This is a genomic window from Staphylococcus aureus (assembly GCF_001027105.1).
Lineage (GTDB): Bacteria > Bacillota > Bacilli > Staphylococcales > Staphylococcaceae > Staphylococcus > Staphylococcus aureus.
The window spans coordinates 1,761,731-1,781,901 of sequence record NZ_CP011526.1 but is presented as its reverse complement, the minus strand read 5'-3'; the positions used below and the strand labels follow the sequence as shown (position 1 = coordinate 1,781,901).

Annotated in this window: 17 protein-coding genes and 1 pseudogene; 13 read left to right on the top strand and 5 right to left on the bottom strand. The window is 32.4% G+C overall.

Features of this window, described 5'->3' with window-relative positions; genetic code table 11:
* Positions 1-16 precede the first annotated feature (16 nt).
* The 7 genes from murC to ccpA all read left to right on the top strand — a co-directional run bounded on the left by murC (position 17) and on the right by ccpA (position 6,329).
* Entirely contained in the window at positions 17-1,330 is a 1,314-nt protein-coding gene (gene murC, locus AA076_RS08855; RefSeq protein WP_000150168.1) for a UDP-N-acetylmuramate--L-alanine ligase, read from the top strand.
* A gap of 73 nt (positions 1,331-1,403) precedes the next feature.
* Positions 1,404-1,895 carry a DUF948 domain-containing protein gene (locus AA076_RS08850; RefSeq protein ID WP_000383814.1) on the top strand — a complete coding sequence of 164 codons (492 nt, stop codon included), beginning with the start codon at positions 1,404-1,406 and terminating at the stop codon, positions 1,893-1,895.
* 73 nt (positions 1,896-1,968) lie between these two features.
* Positions 1,969-3,009 (top strand): hypothetical protein, encoded by a 1,041-nt coding sequence (locus AA076_RS08845; RefSeq protein WP_000193921.1) that lies wholly within the window; start codon positions 1,969-1,971, stop codon positions 3,007-3,009.
* A 134-nt stretch (positions 3,010-3,143) separates the two neighbouring features.
* Positions 3,144-3,248 carry a hypothetical protein gene (locus AA076_RS15150; RefSeq protein ID WP_001791758.1) on the top strand — a complete coding sequence of 35 codons (105 nt, stop codon included), beginning with the start codon at positions 3,144-3,146 and terminating at the stop codon, positions 3,246-3,248.
* Between the two features lie 460 nt (positions 3,249-3,708).
* Entirely contained in the window at positions 3,709-4,800 is a 1,092-nt protein-coding gene (locus AA076_RS08835) for a bifunctional 3-deoxy-7-phosphoheptulonate synthase/chorismate mutase (RefSeq protein ID WP_000066378.1), read from the top strand.
* Between the two features lie 353 nt (positions 4,801-5,153).
* Positions 5,154-5,267, top strand: coding sequence for a hypothetical protein (locus tag AA076_RS15145; RefSeq protein ID WP_001788994.1), 114 nt, complete (start codon positions 5,154-5,156; stop codon positions 5,265-5,267).
* Between the two features lie 72 nt (positions 5,268-5,339).
* Positions 5,340-6,329: a catabolite control protein A gene (gene ccpA / locus AA076_RS08825; RefSeq protein WP_000219066.1), complete on the top strand. Its 990-nt coding sequence runs from the start codon at positions 5,340-5,342 to the stop codon at positions 6,327-6,329.
* A gap of 97 nt (positions 6,330-6,426) precedes the next feature.
* Here ccpA and AA076_RS08820 read toward each other — a convergent pair whose 3' ends face one another.
* A complete protein-coding gene (locus tag AA076_RS08820) occupies positions 6,427-7,596 on the bottom strand; it encodes an acetoin utilization protein AcuC (protein ID WP_001184005.1) in 1,170 nt (389 codons plus the stop codon).
* 24 nt (positions 7,597-7,620) lie between these two features.
* The gene (locus AA076_RS08815; protein WP_001015996.1) at positions 7,621-8,253 is read right to left on the bottom strand and encodes a hypothetical protein; all 633 of its coding nucleotides are present in this window, start codon (positions 8,251-8,253) and stop codon (positions 7,621-7,623) included.
* 168 nt (positions 8,254-8,421) lie between these two features.
* Between AA076_RS08815 and acsA the strand changes: the two genes are divergently transcribed.
* Positions 8,422-10,128 (top strand): acetate--CoA ligase, encoded by a 1,707-nt coding sequence (gene acsA / locus AA076_RS08810; protein ID WP_000862083.1) that lies wholly within the window; start codon positions 8,422-8,424, stop codon positions 10,126-10,128.
* Positions 10,129-10,567: 439 nt separating this feature from the next.
* The gene (locus tag AA076_RS08805) at positions 10,568-12,235 is read left to right on the top strand and encodes a formate--tetrahydrofolate ligase (protein WP_000149403.1); all 1,668 of its coding nucleotides are present in this window, start codon (positions 10,568-10,570) and stop codon (positions 12,233-12,235) included.
* Between the two features lie 245 nt (positions 12,236-12,480).
* Here AA076_RS08805 and AA076_RS15140 read toward each other — a convergent pair whose 3' ends face one another.
* Positions 12,481-12,570 (bottom strand): hypothetical protein, encoded by a 90-nt coding sequence (locus AA076_RS15140; RefSeq protein WP_000927785.1) that lies wholly within the window; start codon positions 12,568-12,570, stop codon positions 12,481-12,483.
* Here AA076_RS15140 and harA point away from each other — a divergent pair.
* Both harA and AA076_RS15135 read left to right on the top strand, forming a co-directional pair.
* Positions 12,569-15,256, top strand: coding sequence for a haptoglobin-binding heme uptake protein HarA (gene harA / locus AA076_RS08795; protein ID WP_001032766.1), 2,688 nt, complete (start codon positions 12,569-12,571; stop codon positions 15,254-15,256). The genes AA076_RS15140 and harA overlap by 2 nt on opposite strands.
* 130 nt (positions 15,257-15,386) lie before the next feature.
* Positions 15,387-15,479 (top strand): hypothetical protein, encoded by a 93-nt coding sequence (locus AA076_RS15135; RefSeq protein WP_001789987.1) that lies wholly within the window; start codon positions 15,387-15,389, stop codon positions 15,477-15,479.
* Here the strand turns inward: AA076_RS15135 and AA076_RS08785 are convergent.
* A pseudogene (locus AA076_RS08785) lies at positions 15,459-16,363 on the bottom strand (transglycosylase domain-containing protein). The gene AA076_RS15135 and the pseudogene AA076_RS08785 sit on opposite strands and share 21 nt — an antisense overlap.
* 381 nt (positions 16,364-16,744) lie before the next feature.
* On the opposite strand from AA076_RS08785, the gene tyrS reads away from it, so the two are divergent.
* The gene (tyrS, locus tag AA076_RS08780) at positions 16,745-18,007 is read left to right on the top strand and encodes a tyrosine--tRNA ligase (protein WP_000186029.1); all 1,263 of its coding nucleotides are present in this window, start codon (positions 16,745-16,747) and stop codon (positions 18,005-18,007) included.
* A 93-nt stretch (positions 18,008-18,100) separates the two neighbouring features.
* On the opposite strand, the gene AA076_RS08775 is transcribed toward tyrS, so the two are convergent.
* Entirely contained in the window at positions 18,101-19,375 is a 1,275-nt protein-coding gene (locus AA076_RS08775) for a S1C family serine protease (protein WP_001279338.1), read from the bottom strand.
* A 171-nt stretch (positions 19,376-19,546) separates the two neighbouring features.
* Here AA076_RS08775 and AA076_RS08770 point away from each other — a divergent pair, with 171 nt between their 5' ends.
* On the top strand, positions 19,547-20,164 hold the full coding sequence (locus tag AA076_RS08770; RefSeq protein ID WP_001836273.1) for a lysophospholipid acyltransferase family protein: 618 nt from the start codon (positions 19,547-19,549) through the stop codon (positions 20,162-20,164).
* Positions 20,165-20,171: the final 7 nt, after the last annotated feature.

The window sequence follows — 20,171 nt, the reverse complement described above, 5'->3', positions numbered from 1 at the left end:
TAAGGAGTTTTATATAATGACACACTATCATTTTGTCGGAATTAAAGGTTCTGGCATGAGTTCATTAGCACAAATCATGCATGATTTAGGACATGAAGTTCAAGGATCGGATATTGAGAACTACGTATTTACAGAAGTTGCTCTTAGAAATAAGGGGATAAAAATATTACCATTTGATGCTAATAACATAAAAGAAGATATGGTAGTTATACAAGGTAATGCATTCGCGAGTAGCCATGAAGAAATAGTACGTGCACATCAATTGAAATTAGATGTTGTAAGTTATAATGATTTTTTAGGACAGATTATTGATCAATATACTTCAGTAGCTGTAACTGGTGCACATGGTAAAACTTCTACAACAGGTTTATTATCACATGTTATGAATGGTGATAAAAAGACTTCATTTTTAATTGGTGATGGCACAGGTATGGGATTGCCTGAAAGTGATTATTTCGCTTTTGAGGCATGTGAATATAGACGTCACTTTTTAAGTTATAAACCTGATTACGCAATTATGACAAATATTGATTTCGATCATCCTGATTATTTTAAAGATATTAATGATGTTTTTGATGCATTCCAAGAAATGGCACATAATGTTAAAAAAGGTATTATTGCTTGGGGTGATGATGAACATCTACGTAAAATTGAAGCAGATGTTCCAATTTATTATTATGGATTTAAAGATTCGGATGACATTTATGCTCAAAATATTCAAATTACGGATAAAGGTACTGCTTTTGATGTGTATGTGGATGGTGAGTTTTATGATCACTTCCTGTCTCCACAATATGGTGACCATACAGTTTTAAATGCATTAGCTGTAATTGCGATTAGTTATTTAGAGAAGCTAGATGTTACAAATATTAAAGAAGCATTAGAAACGTTTGGTGGTGTTAAACGTCGTTTCAATGAAACTACAATTGCAAATCAAGTTATTGTAGATGATTATGCACACCATCCAAGAGAAATTAGTGCTACAATTGAAACAGCACGAAAGAAATATCCACATAAAGAAGTTGTTGCAGTATTTCAACCACACACTTTCTCTAGAACACAGGCATTTTTAAATGAATTTGCAGAAAGTTTAAGTAAAGCAGATCGTGTATTCTTATGTGAAATTTTTGGATCAATTAGAGAAAATACTGGCGCATTAACGATACAAGATTTAATTGATAAAATTGAAGGTGCATCGTTAATTAATGAAGATTCTATTAATGTATTAGAACAATTTGATAATGCTGTTATTTTATTTATGGGTGCAGGTGATATTCAAAAATTACAAAATGCATATTTAGATAAATTAGGCATGAAAAATGCGTTTTAATATGTTTATAATAGAGTAGTATGGGTATTTATTATTAATGACATTATTACATGTTAATTAGGAGGCGTTTTTAATGGATTGGATTTTACCAATTGCTGGAATTATCGCTGCGATTGCATTCTTAATTTTATGTATCGGTATCGTAGCTGTATTAAATTCTGTTAAGAAAAACTTAGATTATGTTGCAAAAACACTTGACGGTGTAGAAGGTCAAGTTCAAGGTATTACTCGTGAAACAACAGATTTACTTCATAAAGTAAACCGTTTAACTGAGGATATCCAAGGTAAAGTAGATCGTTTAAACTCAGTTGTAGATGCTGTTAAAGGTATCGGTGACTCAGTACAAACGTTAAACAGCTCTGTAGATCGTGTAACAAATTCAATTACACATAATATTTCTCAAAATGAAGATAAAATCTCACAAGTTGTTCAATGGTCAAATGTTGCAATGGAAATTGCAGACAAATGGCAAAATAGACACTACCGTCGTGGAAGTGCAAATTACAAAGCTAATAATGTAGCAACTGATGCAAATCATAGCTATACTTCTAGAGTAGATAAATAATTAATAATTAAACAAATGCACTTAAATGAGGTTGTTACTTATTTAAGTGCATTTGTTATAGGAGGATATACAAATGACGCAGCAACAAAATGATAAAAGAACATTAAAAAATAAACACACTTATCAAAATGAACCACTACCAAACCGTAAAGATTTTGTTGTTAGTTTTATAACTGGCGCGCTTGTTGGTTCAGCTTTAGGTTTGTATTTTAAAAATAAAGTTTATCAAAAAGCAGATGATTTAAAAGTCAAAGAACAAGAACTGTCGCAAAAGTTTGAAGAAAGAAAAACGCAACTTGAAGAAACGGTTGCCTATACAAAAGAACGTGTTGAAGGATTTTTAAACAAATCTAAAAATGAGCAAGCGGCATTAAAGGCACAACAAGCAGCGATAAAAGAAGAAGCAAGTGCAAATAATTTAAGTGATACATCACAAGAAGCACAAGAGATTCAAGAAGCTAAAAGAGAAGCACAAGCAGAGAAAGACAGTGACACATTAACTAAAGATGCAAGTGCAGCAAAGGTAGAAGTATCAAAACCAGAGTCACAAGCTGAAAGATTAGCAAACGCTGCAAAACAGAAGCAAGCTAAATTAACACCAGGTTCAAAAGAGAGTCAATTAACTGAAGCGTTATTTGCAGAAAAACCAGTTGCTAAAAATGACTTGAAAGAAATTCCTCAATTAGTTACTAAAAAGAATGATGTATCAGAGACAGAGACGGTTAATATAGATAATAAAGACACTGTTAAACAAAAAGAAGCTAAATTTGAAAATGGTGTTATTACACGTAAAGCTGATGAAAAAACAACTAATAATACAGCTGTTGACAAGAAATCAGGTAAACAATCTAAAAAAACAACACCTTCAAATAAACGAAATGCATCAAAAGCATCTACAAATAAAACTTCAGGTCAGAAAAAGCAACATAATAAGAAATCATCACAAGGTGCAAAGAAACAAAGTAGTTCAAGTAAGTCAACTCAAAAGAATAATCAAACTAGTAATAAGAATTCAAAAACAACAAATGCTAAATCATCCAATGCATCAAAAACGCCAAATGCTAAAGTTGAGAAAGCTAAAAGTAAAATAGAGAAACGTACATTCAATGACTAAGATTACTAAAATCGTTGAATAATCAATCATAGCAGTAAGCTATGTAATATATTTTTAAAAATTGAATTTCAAAATAAAAGGTAGGCATTCAGGTGCTTACCTTTTTTGATATCATCAGTTTATTTTGAAAGGCAATGCGATCATTTCATGTATTTATGTTGTTTGAAACATCGTTAGATAACAATAGTGATATTGCACATTTTAAGCTGAAGATGGAAAAATATTCGATAATCAAATAAACAATGAATTTTAGAAGGTACAATGACGTTCACTAATTTAAATATAGCTGAATGTGTTGGTGAGTGATGTTCACTATAGATTTATATTAATATACAAAGACAAAGGTTGTTAATTTTTATTAAGCGTTAGGTTGAATGTATGAGAATTTTAGATTTATAATAGAAGATAGAAACGAAAATTTTTCTTAAAAGCAGTAATGTTGACTCAAAATAAGCTATAATAATGACACTTATTTAATTGATTAACATTTGCTAATAAATATCAATATAGAATATAACTTTCCAATAATGACTGAGAAAATCGAAATGTCAGTCTCGAATCATATAATTAGAAAATTGATTATTTTCTGTCAATTTAGGGTTGAACTATACATATGATATTGTTAGAATATTTTTTAACATTATATTTTATTGCTTTAAAGTGGAATATACTTGAAATAATTAGTAGAGGTGAGTAAGGATGAGTAATAAATTAGAATCATACAGAAGTGAGATTGTATCACTGAATCATCAAATTTTAGACTTATTATCTAAACGTGGTGAACTAGCACAAAAAATTGGGGAAGAAAAATTAAAACAAGGTACACGTATTTATGATCCACAACGTGAAAAAGAAATGCTTAACGACTTAATCGATAGTAACAAAGGACCATTCAACGATAATACTATTAAGCAATTATTTAAAGAAATTTTCAAAGCCTCTACAGATTTACAAAAATCTGAAAATGAAAAACATTTATATGTATCACGTAAGTTGAAACCTGAAGATACGATTGTAACATTTGATAATGGGGGCATTATAGGAGACGGCAATAAATCATTTGTATTTGGGCCATGTTCAGTTGAATCATTTGAACAAGTTGAAGCTGTTGCTAAAAACTTACATGCTAAAGGTGAAAAATTTATTCGTGGCGGTGCATTTAAACCACGTACATCACCATATGATTTCCAAGGCCTAGGTGTTGAAGGACTTAAAATACTTAAACAGATTAAAGATAAATATGATTTAAATGTTGTCAGCGAAATCGTAAATCCAAATGATTTTGAAGTGGCTGATGAGTATTTAGACGTATTCCAAATTGGTGCACGTAATATGCAAAACTTCGAGTTATTAAAAGAAGCTGGCCGTACGAAAAAGCCTATTCTATTAAAACGTGGTTTATCTGCTACAATCGAAGAGTTTGTTTATGCAGCTGAATACATTGCTTCACAAGGTAATCAAAACATTATTTTATGTGAACGTGGAATCCGAACTTATGAAAAGGCGACACGTAACACTTTAGATATTTCAGCAGTACCAATTTTAAAACAAGGTACACACTTACCAGTCATGGTAGATGTTACGCATAGTACAGGTCGTAAAGATATCATGTTACCAACTGCGAAAGCAGCATTAGCAGTTGGTGCTGATGGAGTTATGGCTGAGGTGCATCCAGATCCATCTGTTGCACTTAGTGATGCGGGTCAACAAATGGATTTAGATGAATTCCAAGCATTTTATGATGAATTAAAGCCTTTAGCTGATTTATATAACGCTAAAAAGTTAAAATAATATTCCAAGGAAACTATAGACTACTTAACTAATATGTCATGTTGAAGTAGAATATTATCTTTGAATCGACAATTTTAAACTTACAGCCATTCTAAGAGTATATTACTTTTAGAGTGGCTATTATTTTTTGTATAGAAATAAAGGTATACTGCACTTAACGATTGTTATAATACTTCGACACTTGTTCAATTTCACAATTATTAAAGATTATGACTGATAGCAGTAATTAAAATTATAACTATGAATTATCTGTAAAATATAATAGATTCACACATTTGTTGCTGAAATGTGAACATTTTTCAACAAATGCAATTGATATTTGAAAAGGCTTTCTCAAAACATTACAATTAAAAATGAAAAAAGTTTATATAAAATTAAAATATATCGTTCGTTATCATTTAGCGTTTGTTTTTATTTCAAGCTTTTCGCTAAATTTTTCCAAACAAAAATATGTTACTGTAAATTAAAATATGGTAAACTATGAAAATGAAATGAAAACATGTTATTATAATGAATAAAACGTTTACAAGGAGGAAATTATGACAGTTACTATATATGATGTAGCAAGAGAAGCGCGTGTCTCTATGGCCACAGTGTCGCGTGTTGTTAATGGGAACCAAAATGTTAAAGCAGAAACTAAAAATAAAGTTAACGAAGTCATTAAGCGTTTGAATTATCGTCCAAATGCTGTTGCTAGAGGTTTAGCTAGTAAAAAGACAACAACAGTAGGTGTGATCATTCCAGATATATCTAATATCTATTATTCACAACTTGCTCGTGGACTTGAAGATATTGCAACAATGTATAAATATCACTCAATTATTTCAAATTCAGATAACGATCCTGAAAAGGAAAAAGAAATTTTTAATAACTTATTAAGTAAACAGGTTGATGGTATTATTTTCCTTGGTGGTACAATTACTGAAGAAATGAAAGAATTGATAAATCAATCATCTGTACCTGTAGTAGTATCAGGAACAAATGGTAAGGATGCACATATAGCATCAGTTAATATTGATTTTACTGAAGCTGCGAAAGAAATTACGGGAGAATTAATTGAAAAAGGCGCTAAATCATTTGCTTTAGTAGGTGGAGAACATTCTAAAAAAGCTCAAGAAGATGTTTTAGAAGGTTTAACTGAAGTGTTAAATAAAAATGGCCTTCAATTAGGTGATACATTGAATTGTTCTGGTGCTGAAAGTTATAAAGAAGGCGTAAAAGCTTTTGCCAAAATGAAAGGCAATTTGCCAGATGCCATTTTATGTATCAGCGACGAAGAAGCAATTGGTATTATGCATAGTGCAATGGATGCTGGTATTAAAGTTCCAGAGGAATTACAAATTATTAGTTTCAATAATACACGATTAGTTGAGATGGTTAGACCACAACTTTCTAGTGTTATTCAACCATTATATGATATCGGTGCAGTAGGGATGCGCTTATTAACAAAATATATGAACGATGAAAAGATAGAAGAACCAAATGTAGTTTTACCTCACAGAATTGAATACCGAGGAACTACAAAATAAATTCACAAAATTAGGCATTCATCTAACGACCCAAATTATATGGGTGTTGGAAGAATGCCTTTTATTTATCTTTTAAAATCGTTGCAGATTAGGTTACTTATTGACGAGTAGATTCGTACCAACTCGCTATATGTAAAGCTAATTTTTTATTTTTTTCACTAATTTCTTTTGTGCGGGGGACATAGGTATAATCATTTAAACGATCTTCCCATCTTTTAGGTAATAATTCAGATGAATAATGTTTCCATTTATTAATCCATTCTAACGGTAAATAACCACTTTGAATTGGTTGATCAATTAAACTTAAGAATACATGACTCCATGCACGTGGTACGACTCTCCAAATATTGTAGCCTCCGCCACCAAACATAATTACCTTTCCATTCGTATAAGAATCAGCTAAATATTTTACAAAATATGGAATTTCATATAATGAATGTAACGTACAATTTAGATGAGTTAGTGGATCACGATAATGTATATCGACACCATTTACGCTTAGAATAATATCAGGTTTAAAACTCTTTACGACAGGCTCAACTGTTAATTTAAAACACTCCAAAAATGATGCATCTTCTGTATACGGTTCAAGTGGGACATTTACAGTGTGTCCATAGCCGATATCTTCACCGCGCTCAGTATAGTGACCAGAGCCTGGGAAAAGAAATTTTCCGGTTTCATGGATAGAATAAGTAGTAACATGGTTATCGGCATAGAAACTCCATTGTGTACCATCTCCATGATGTGCATCGGTATCTATGATTAAAACGCGTTGATTGTATTCTTTAGCTAAGTATTGTGCGGTAATTGCAATATCATTGTATATACAAAAACCACTTGCTCGACCAGGTTGAGCGTGATGCAAACCACCACCTAAGTGACAACCATTTAATACTTTGCCTGACATAATAAGATCTGCTAAAGTTAAAGCGCCTCCAACAATTGTGGCACTATGGCGGTGCATATGCTTAAATTGACCATTCTCTTCATCATTTAATCCATATTTCTTAGCCTCATCTTCACTGATAATGCCATGTGAAGCATGCTTAATAGCTTCGACGTAATCATATTTATGAATTAACATTAATTCGTCATCTGTTGCAATTCTAGGTTGTACTATTTGTTCTGGAGACAATAAATTTGCATTCAAAAGTAGCTCTGTTGTTAATTTTAAACGCATTTGATTGAAGGGATGTTGGTCATGAAATCGATATTGTAATAACTTATCTGAATAAACATATGCAGTTTTTGATGAATGTTGTTGCATATAATCCCTCCGATATTCCAAAAATTAAAAGAAAAACCGATTCATATAACGAATATCATCAAACGCTTGTTGCTGTTCTAATGTAATGTTTTTGCCAATTCTTGCCATTAAACAATTAGCTGGATGACTTGTTATTTCTGGATCATCTGTAGCGAATATTTCAAGTCCACCAGTTGCCATTAACCGCTGCATTAATTTTTTATAGTCAAATACATCTAACTTTGAATTTTTTAAATCCCAATGCCAGTAATATTCTGTAGTTATAACGATATAATTCTCGAATTCTGGTGTAGAAAGGCTAAGTTGTATCAGCTTTTCTGCAAGTTGTAATTGCCTAAAATTGATGCTGACTTCAATTGCCCCCAATTCGATTAAATATGGAAGCTTACCTGTAGACCAGCGCTCAATTTCATCAGGATAGTGGAAAGTGACATAACCCACAATGAGTTGATCTTGGCGAGCAACATAAATTCTACCTTCTGGTAATGTTGTAATTTCTAACAAAGCTTTATACTGATCTTCAGCATCTCTAAATGCGGTTAAATGCGCATCGAAAGTAAGCGCTTTCAAATCTTCGTGTGTTAAAGGACCTTCAATAACAAATTGCTTGTCATGAATGTAATAATCTTCGGATTGATACGTCTTTAAATGATTCATATTTTCAACTCCTCAATCGACGTCGTGATTGTATTAAATTCATTATATAGAAAATTTACAATAATTAATACTAGAAAAAGGATAAAAGTAAAAATTTTGAATAATTAGAAATGTTATGTATAATATTGAGAAAGAAAGCGTTTTCACATAACAAAGGGGGAGTTTCAAATGAAAGTCGAAGTTTATAAAGGAGCGCAAGGTAAACATAACCTTAAAGATTATGAAGAAACATATAATACTTTTGATTGGAAAGACGTAGAACAAGCATTTTCTTGGAGTGAAACTGGAAAAATGAACATGGCATATGAATGCATAGATCGCCATGTAGATCAAGGATTAGGGGATAAAATAGCGTTAAATTACAAAGATGAGCACAGAAAAGAATCGTATACTTATAAAGATATGCAACGGTTATCTAATAAAGCAGCGAATGTTTTGTCTGAACATGCAGAAGTTGACAAAGGTGACAGAGTATTTATATTTATGTCGCGTACACCTGAACTATATTTTGCGTTGTTAGGTGTTTTAAAAATTGGTGCAATTGTTGGGCCGTTATTTGAAGCATTTATGGAAAAGGCAGTTGCGGATAGATTAGAGAACAGTGAAGCTAAAGTGTTAATTACTAATAAGGCATTGTTACCTCGAGTACCTGTAGATAAATTACCAAACTTGAAAAAAATTGTTGTCGTAGATGAGGATGTAGAAGACAATTACATAGACTTCATTAGTTTGATGGAAACTGCTAGCGATGAATTTGACATTGAATGGTTAAAGTCGGATGATGGTTTGATTTTACATTATACATCAGGTTCTACTGGGCAACCTAAAGGTGTATTGCATGTTCAACAAGCAATGTTAGTGCACTATATTTCTGGAAAATATGTATTAGATTTACAAGAAGATGATGTTTATTGGTGTACAGCAGATCCAGGTTGGGTTACAGGAACATCTTATGGTATTTTTGCACCATGGTTAAATGGCGCTACAAATTGTATAGCTGGTGGTCGCTTTTCGCCAGAACAGTGGTATAGTATGATTGAAGATTTTAAAGTGACGATTTGGTATACGGCACCAACAGCTTTAAGAATGTTAATGAGTGCTGGTGACGATATTGTTGAGAAATATGACTTGTCATCGTTACGTTCGATTCTATCAGTAGGTGAGCCTTTAAATCCTGAAGTTATAAAATGGGCGAAAAAAGTATACGGTTTAACGGTGTTAGATACTTGGTGGATGACAGAAACAGGTGGACATATGATTGTTAACTATCCAACGATGGACGTCAAGCTTGGCTCAATGGGCAAACCATTACCTGGTATTCAAGCTGCAATTATCGATGATGCAGGGAATGAATTACCACCAAATCGAATGGGCAACCTTGCTATAAAAAAAGGCTGGCCATCAATGATGTATCGTATCTGGAAGAATCCAGAAAAATATAAATCATATTTTATTGGAGACTGGTATGTATCTGGTGATTCGGCATATAAAGATGAAGATGGTTACTTCTGGTTCCAAGGACGTGTTGATGATGTAATTATGACAGCTGGTGAACGAGTTGGACCATTTGAGGTTGAGTCTAAATTGGTTGAACACGAAGCAGTTGCCGAAGCAGGAATTATTGGTAAACCTGATCCGGTTCGCGGTGAAATAATTAAGGCGTTTGTTGCACTGAGAAAAGGATATGAACCAACAGACGAATTAAAAGAAGAAATTCGTATATTTGTTAAAGAAGGTTTGTCGGCACATGCAGCACCACGTGAAATCGAATTTAAAGATAAATTACCTAAAACACGGTCAGGTAAAATTATGAGACGTGTATTAAAAGCTTGGGAATTAAATTTAGATGCTGGGGATTTAAGTACAATGGAATAATGACATGAATGTTATTGAAGATTTTTTTCGAAGAATAAAGGGTGACAACATATTTCATGTCAATGTTTAAATAATCGTTTACTTTACGATAAGCAATATAAAGAACTGTTAACTTGTGTCATATCATTTCGTAGAAAGCATTTGAAAATGATGACATAACAATAATGGCATATCTTTATATTGCTTTTTATTTTTAATATGATCTTTGGAAGATGATTATTTTAAATAATAGAAAAATATAGTTATCAATAGTATCAAGCGCTAAAAGTTGTATAATACAAAACTTTAATAAGTGAATTTATTGCAAAAATGAAAGCGCTAACCCGATTTAGTCGACAAGTTTTTAACAGTTCGTTATTATATGAATGTAAGTAAAAATTTCTTAGCTACAACTTACATATTATAAATGCATAAATTAAACAAAAAGGGGCGAAAAAAGTTGACTCATTTATCAGATTTAGATATTGCGAATCAATCAACACTACAACCAATTAAGGATATTGCTGCATCAGTAGGTATTTCAGAGGATGCATTAGAACCTTATGGTCATTACAAAGCTAAAATCGACATTAATAAAATTACGCCAAGAGAAAACAAAGGGAAAGTTGTTTTAGTAACTGCGATGAGCCCAACACCAGCTGGTGAAGGTAAATCAACGGTTACAGTTGGTTTAGCTGATGCATTCCATGAGTTAAATAAAAACGTTATGGTTGCATTAAGAGAGCCTGCTTTAGGACCAACATTTGGTATCAAAGGTGGTGCGACTGGTGGTGGTTATGCGCAAGTCTTACCTATGGAAGATATCAACTTACATTTCAACGGAGATTTCCATGCGATTACAACTGCAAATAATGCATTGTCTGCGTTTATCGATAATCATATTCACCAAGGTAACGAATTAGGAATCGATCAAAGACGTATTGAGTGGAAACGTGTATTAGATATGAATGATCGTGCACTTAGACATGTAAACGTTGGGTTAGGTGGACCTACAAATGGTGTACCACGTGAAGATGGCTTTAATATTACAGTAGCGTCTGAAATTATGGCGATTTTATGTTTAAGTAGAAGTATTAAAGACTTAAAAGATAAAATTAGTCGTATTACTATTGGTTACACTAGAGATCGCAAGCCAGTTACAGTTGCAGATTTAAAAGTGGAAGGTGCACTTGCAATGATTTTAAAAGATGCAATAAAACCAAACTTAGTACAATCAATTGAAGGGACACCTGCATTAGTTCATGGTGGACCATTTGCGAATATCGCACACGGTTGTAACTCAATTTTAGCAACTGAAACAGCACGTGATTTAGCTGATATCGTTGTAACGGAAGCTGGATTTGGTTCAGACTTAGGCGCTGAAAAATTCATGGACATTAAAGCGCGTGAAGCAGGATTTGATCCGGCAGCTGTCGTTGTTGTTGCGACAATTCGTGCGTTAAAAATGCATGGTGGTGTAGCGAAAGATAATTTAAAAGAAGAAAATGTAGAAGCAGTAAAAGCAGGAATTGTTAATTTAGAGCGTCATGTTAATAATATTAAAAAATTCGGTGTAGAACCGGTTGTTGCAATTAATGCATTTATACATGATACCGATGCAGAAGTAGAATATGTAAAATCTTGGGCTAAAGAAAATAACGTACGAATTGCCTTAACTGAAGTTTGGGAAAAAGGTGGTAAAGGTGGCGTTGACTTAGCAAATGAAGTATTAGAAGTCATTGATCAACCTAATTCATTTAAACCTTTATATGAATTAGAATTACCATTAGAGCAAAAGATTGAAAAGATTGTGACTGAAATCTATGGCGGTTCAAAAGTAACGTTTAGCAGTAAAGCGCAAAAACAATTAAAACAATTTAAAGAAAATGGTTGGGATAATTACCCAGTATGTATGGCGAAAACACAATATTCATTCTCAGATGATCAAACGTTGTTAGGTGCACCATCAGGATTTGAAATTACAATTCGTGAATTAGAAGCGAAAACAGGTGCAGGATTTATCGTAGCGTTGACAGGTGCAATCATGACTATGCCTGGTTTACCTAAAAAACCAGCAGCATTAAACATGGATGTTACTGATGATGGTCATGCAATTGGGTTATTCTAATAAATCATGTCAATTGTTTAATAAAGATAAGTAAATAGTTTAATAGACCGGACTGTTGGAGATGCATTATTTCAGCAGTTCGGTTTTTTGCTGTGCTAAAAATAGATTCAATTTGGCGAATCTAACGACAATGTTTGAAGGTGGTTAATTAATGTATATGAAGATAAAAAGTGGGCTTGAAGAATAGGAAAGCGATGCAATGAATATTCCATATTAAAAAAAATTAATAAAATAGGTTGCAATATTTAATTGGGATGCGCTACAATTAACACTAATAATTGATATTGATAATTATTATCAATTAAATATAATCTTATAGGAGTTGTTAACAACATGAACAAACATCACCCAAAATTAAGGTCTTTCTATTCTATTAGAAAATCAACTCTAGGCGTTGCATCGGTCATTGTCAGTACACTATTTTTAATTACTTCTCAACATCAAGCACAAGCAGCAGAAAATACAAATACTTCAGATAAAATCTCGGAAAATCAAAATAATAATGCAACTACAACTCAGCCACCTAAGGATACAAATCAAACACAACCTGCTACGCAACCAGCAAACACTGCGAAAAACTATCCTGCAGCGGATGAATCACTTAAAGATGCAATTAAAGATCCTGCATTAGAAAATAAAGAACATGATATAGGTCCAAGAGAACAAGTCAATTTCCAGTTATTAGATAAAAACAATGAAACGCAGTACTATCACTTTTTCAGCATCAAAGATCCAGCAGATGTGTATTACACTAAAAAGAAAGCAGAAGTTGAATTAGACATCAATACTGCTTCAACATGGAAGAAGTTTGAAGTCTATGAAAACAATCAAAAATTGCCAGTGAGACTTGTATCATATAGTCCTGTACCAGAAGACCATGCCTATATTCGATTCCCAGTTTCAGATGGCACACAAGAATTGAAAATTGTTTCTTCGACTCAAATTGATGATGGAGAAGAAACAAATTATGATTATACTAAATTAGTATTTGCTAAACCTATTTATAACGATCCTTCACTTGTAAAATCAGATACAAATGATGCAGTAGTAACGAATGATCAATCAAGTTCAGTCGCAAGTAATCAAACAAACACGAATACATCTAATCAAAATATATCAACGATCAACAATGCTAATAATCAACCGCAGGCAACGACCAATATGAGTCAACCTGCACAACCAAAATCGTCAACGAATGCAGATCAAGCGTCAAGCCAACCAGCTCATGAAACAAATTCTAATGGTAATACTAACGATAAAACGAATGAGTCAAGTAATCAGTCGGATGTTAATCAACAGTATCCACCAGCAGATGAATCACTACAAGATGCAATTAAAAACCCGGCTATCATCGATAAAGAACATACAGCTGATAATTGGCGACCAATTGATTTTCAAATGAAAAATGATAAAGGTGAAAGACAGTTCTATCATTATGCTAGTACTGTTGAACCAGCAACTGTCATTTTTACAAAAACAGGACCAATAATTGAATTAGGTTTAAAGACAGCTTCAACATGGAAGAAATTTGAAGTTTATGAAGGTGACAAAAAGTTACCAGTCGAATTAGTATCATATGATTCTGATAAAGATTATGCCTATATTCGTTTCCCAGTATCTAATGGTACGAGAGAAGTTAAAATTGTGTCATCTATTGAATATGGTGAGAACATCCATGAAGACTATGATTATACGCTAATGGTCTTTGCACAGCCTATTACTAATAACCCAGACGACTATGTGGATGAAGAAACATACAATTTACAAAAATTATTAGCTCCGTATCACAAAGCTAAAACGTTAGAAAGACAAGTTTATGAATTAGAAAAATTACAAGAGAAATTGCCAGAAAAATATAAGGCGGAATATAAAAAGAAATTAGATCAAACTAGAGTAGAGTTAGCTGATCAAGTTAAATCAGCAGTGACGGAATTTGAAAATGTTACACCTACAAATGATCAATTAACAGATTTACAAGAAGCGCATTTTGTTGTTTTTGAAAGTGAAGAAAATAGTGAGTCAGTTATGGACGGCTTTGTTGAACATCCATTCTATACAGCAACTTTAAATGGTCAAAAATATGTAGTGATGAAAACAAAGGATGACAGTTACTGGAAAGATTTAATTGTAGAAGGTAAACGTGTCACTACTGTTTCTAAAGATCCTAAAAATAATTCTAGAACGCTGATTTTCCCATATATACCTGACAAAGCAGTTTACAATGCGATTGTTAAAGTCGTTGTGGCAAACATTGGTTATGAAGGTCAATATCATGTCAGAATTATAAATCAGGATATCAATACAAAAGATGATGATACATCACAAAATAACACGAGTGAACCGCTAAATGTACAAACAGGACAAGAAGGTAAGGTTGCTGATACAGATGTAGCTGAAAATAGCAGCACTGCAACAAATCCTAAAGATGCGTCTGATAAAGCAGATGTGATAGAACCAGAGTCTGACGTGGTTAAAGATGCTGATAATAATATTGATAAAGATGTGCAACATGATGTTGATCATTTATCCGATATGTCGGATAATAATCACTTCGATAAATATGATTTAAAAGAAATGGATACTCAAATTGCCAAAGATACTGATAGAAATGTGGATAAAGATGCCGATAATAGCGTTGGTATGTCATCTAATGTCGATACTGATAAAGACTCTAATAAAAATAAAGACAAAGTCATACAGCTGAATCATATTGCCGATAAAAATAATCATACTGGAAAAGCAGCAAAGCTTGACGTAGTGAAACAAAATTATAATAATACAGACAAAGTTACTGACAAAAAAACAACTGAACATCTGCCGAGTGATATTCATAAAACTGTAGATAAAACAGTGAAAACAAAAGAAAAAGCCGGCACACCATCGAAAGAAAACAAACTTAGTCAATCTAAAATGCTACCAAAAACTGGAGAAACAACTTCAAGCCAATCATGGTGGGGCTTATATGCGTTATTAGGTATGTTAGCTTTATTCATTCCTAAATTCAGAAAAGAATCTAAATAATTAACTAAATATAGCATATGTATGATTAACTTTGTAGACAATGTGAAAGCAATTAATTTATAAACTATTGATTGGTTTAATGGCTTTCCTTTAGAGTAAATAAAAAGAACAGCAGTGAGAAATTTTCTAATTGAAAATAATCTTACTGCTGTTTTTAATATTTGGATTCATTGTTGTGGTTACTTTAAAAAGTGAGCATCAATTAACGCTTTTTTCGATTTAACAAATGTGATTTAATATCATATTTTAATGCGTCGTTGTATTCTTTTTCAGTGATTTGATCTTCGATTAACATACGCTTTAATACATAATGTTGTCTTTGAATACTATATTTCAAATCTTTATCCGATTTTAACGTTCCATCTTTTTCGTAGGGTGTATAGCCATATGGGCTTTGCAACAAACCGATAAGGTATGCAGATTGTGCAATTGATAAATCTTTTGGTGGAATACCAAATAGACTATATGAAGCGGATGCAATTCCGGAAATATTAGCGCCATTATAATCTCTACGAAGGGAACTATATTTAAATATGTATATATAATTTCATCTTTTGAGAGTAGGTGTTCTAATCTAATTGCTAGGCGAAGTTCATTTGCTTTTCTACTATATGTTTTTTCGTTGGTAAGAACTTGATTTTTAACAAGTTGTTGTGTAATTGTGCTACCACCTGAACTTTGATCAGTATTAAAAATATCTTGTATCATTGCTCTTAAAATCGCCTTTGGTAAGATGCCATCATGTTTATAAAATAAAGTGTCTTCAGATGACGTTAATGCTTTAATGACATTTGGACTTGATGTTTTAGGGCCTATAATGAGTGAGTTTTGAGAATGGTTATACTCATATAATAAATTTTTGTTATTATGATCTAATAATTCATCGCCAGGTATTTGTCGAACTTTTTTTATTAAAGCATCATCTGATAATGAGTCGGACGTTTTAGTTAAATGATGAAAATATAAAGACATCGCAATCACAGCGATAGCAACGATGGCAATGAAAATCATAAATATAAAAACAATGACATGTTTGATAGCTTTATATATCTTTTCAAAATGATATATACGATGATTCAATTGATGATTGTTGTCTTGATTCGTCATCTTTAACCTCCTAAATTACGTATAGTATACCATATTTAAGCAATTTGACTTTTATTTTAACGTTAATTATAATTAGGGAAAATGCATAAAGAATAGGATAAAAGGACAAGTAATATTATTTGAAATCATCAGAGAGCTAGTGGTCGCTGTGAACTAGTGTTTTTAATAATATGAATACACCTTTATAACTAACATGTCCTACGTTTATTAATGAACGTATCATTAATAGAGTGAACATTATCTTATGATTATGTTTAAGTTTGGTGGTAACGTGCAATCGCGCCCTTACATATTTGTTGTAAGGGTTTTTTTTACGTTCAAAAAACTTTAAAGTATTTTAACAAGTATTCAATAAATAATTATAAATAGGAGGAAATAATAATGACGAATGTATTAATTGAAGATTTAAAATGGAGAGGTCTTATTTATCAACAAACTGATGAACAAGGTATTGAAGATTTATTAAATAAAGAACAAGTGACGTTATACTGCGGTGCCGATCCAACGGCAGATAGTTTACATATTGGTCACTTACTACCATTCTTAACATTAAGACGTTTTCAAGAACATGGACATCGTCCTATCGTTTTAATTGGCGGTGGTACAGGTATGATTGGTGATCCATCAGGTAAATCAGAAGAACGTGTGCTACAAACAGAAGAACAAGTAGATAAAAATATCGAAGGTATTAGTAAGCAAATGCACAATATTTTTGAATTTGGAACAGACCATGGTGCAGTGCTTGTTAATAATAGAGACTGGTTAGGACAAATCTCATTAATTAGTTTTTTACGTGACTATGGTAAACACGTCGGCGTTAATTACATGTTAGGTAAAGATTCAATCCAAAGTCGTTTAGAACATGGTATTTCATATACAGAATTCACATACACGATTTTACAAGCTATTGATTTCGGTCATTTGAATAGAGAATTGAATTGTAAGATTCAAGTAGGTGGATCAGATCAATGGGGTAATATCACAAGTGGTATTGAATTAATGCGTCGTATGTATGGTCAAACAGACGCATACGGTTTAACTATTCCGCTTGTAACTAAATCAGATGGTAAGAAATTTGGTAAGTCTGAGTCAGGTGCTGTTTGGTTAGATGCTGAAAAAACAAGTCCTTATGAATTTTATCAATTCTGGATTAATCAATCAGACGAAGATGTAATTAAATTCTTAAAATACTTTACTTTCTTAGGAAAAGAAGAAATTGATCGCTTAGAACAATCTAAAAATGAAGCACCGCATTTACGTGAAGCTCAAAAAACATTAGCTGAAGAAGTAACTAAATTTATTCATGGTGAAGATGCATTAAATGATGCAATCCGTATTTCACAAGCATTATTTAGTGGTGATTTAAAATCATTATCAGCGAAAGAATTAAAAGATGGATTTAAAGATGTGCCTCAAGTGACATTATCAAATGACACAACAAATATCGTTGAAGTCCTTATTGAAACAGGCATTTCTCCTTCTAAACGACAAGCACGTGAAGATGTTAACAATGGTGCGATTTATATTAATGGTGAGAGACAACAAGATGTTAATTATGCTTTAGCACCAGAAGATAAAATTGATGGCGAATTTACGATTATTCGTCGCGGTAAGAAAAAATACTTCATGGTTAACTATCAATAAATATAATTGCATAGCTAAATAAATTAGAGCCTACTCATATTCATTCCTAAGAATGTAATGAGTAGGCTCTTAATGTACTTTTCTGTCTGTAAATTATCTAAAGAAATCTCTATCGCCTTGGCCAGGTGATTGACGTTCTGATCGGCTTTGACGTTTTGGTTGTTCTTTTTGTTGTTTTAATTTCACTTTAACTTCTTTTGTTTTACCATCACGGATAACGGTAACAGTGACTGATTCACCAGGTTTTTTATTTTCATATAAATAGCTTCTTAAATCAACATCATCTTTAATTTTCTTGCCATCAATTTCTGTAATAATATCACCTTTTTTAAGATCAATATCACTATCAGCTTTGGCGACATAAATACCGTCTTCTCTATCAGTATGAAGTTGCTCGCGCTCTTCTTCAGGAATATCTTTCAAATTAATTAAACCAATACCAATCGAAGGGCGGTCAATTTTACCATGTTTTACAAGTTGTTCAATTGTTACTTTAACTTCATTACTTGGAATAGCAAACCCGATACCTTCAACTTGTGTCGCAGCAATTTTCATTGAGTTAATACCAACTAAATTACCATTAATATCTACTAATGCGCCACCTGAGTTACCTGGGTTAATAGCAGCATCTGTTTGAAGAACGCTAACTTTTGTATTGCCACCAGTTGTCTCAGCGTCAATCGTACGTTCGCTTGCTGAAATGATACCAGATGTTACAGAGTTAGCAAATTGTAATCCTAATGGGTTACCCATTGCGAATACGCTATCGCCAGTTTGTACTTTTGAAGAGTTGGCAAATTGAATCGCTTTAATACCTTTTGTATTTTCAATTTTAAGTACAGCAATATCAGTTACTGCATCTTTACCAACTAATTTCGCTTTAACTTGTTTTTTATTATGTAATTGGACTCTAATTTCATTTGCGCCATCAATAACATGATTGTTTGTAACGATATAAGCTGAATTGTTGTTTATTTGATAGATAACACCTGAACCTACTCCAGCTTCAGATGGTTTAGATGATTTGCCTTTTAATAAGTCGTCTACACTTGATGCTTTTTGCATGTTAATAACTCCAACAATTGTAGGGGAGACAGATTTTATCATTTCATGAACGGTACCGAATTTCTTGCTTTGACCGTCTAATTGATTGCCACCTTTATTATTTGTTGTCTGAACAGTTGAACCATCTTTATTTAAAATTGTACTATTTAATACTTTGCCTATACCAAGTACTAGAAGTGCACCAATAATTCCAGCAATCAATGCAACGATGACTGTTTTAAACCATGGAAATTTAGGTCTTCTGTATCTAGGTGTTTGGCTATGGTTTGTTGTAGAATGATCTGTATGATTAAAATCTGACATACTTAACCTCCATTATATGATTTATATATGCTTTAATTATGTCTTTTTTTTATAATTATTGCTAGTAATACACTATACAACTTTAGATGTATTTTCAGACTATCTTGTTCTAGTAAAAATATAGTGATAAAATCTAGTTGTTATAAACAAATAAGTTAAGTAGGTGGCACAATGTATTCAGTGATTAGTAAGATTTTGAATTTCATTTTAGTTAAAATGTCAAAATCATTATACGTAATCGGTAAAGATAATATTCCTAAGGATAGTAAATATGTCGTAACTTGTACGCATGAAAGTTATAACGAAGTCATTATGCTAGGTATGGCATTATATCCTAATCAAATTCATTATATGGCTAAAAAAGAATTATTCAAAAATAAATGGATTGGTAAATTTTTAACGTCTTTAAATGCATTTCCTGTAGATCGTGAAAATCCAGGACCTAGTACTTTAAAACGCCCAATCAATTTGTTGAAAGATAATAAGACAGTTGGTATCTTCCCAACAGGTTCTCGCACATCGCAAGAAGGTGCACCTTTGAAACGTGGTGCTTCAACAATTGCAATGTTAAGTAAGTCACCAATATTACCTGTTGCTTATGTTGGTCCTAGTAAGATTCACGGTCTTTTAACAGGACAAGCATACATAAATATTGGCAAACCAATCGATATTAACGATTTACCTAAAGATTTAAAACGAAACGAGCGTATCGATTATATTACAAAAGAGATTGAAACACGAACAGCAAAGTTACAACAAGAATTGCATGAAATTGTAAAAAGTTTATAAAATAACT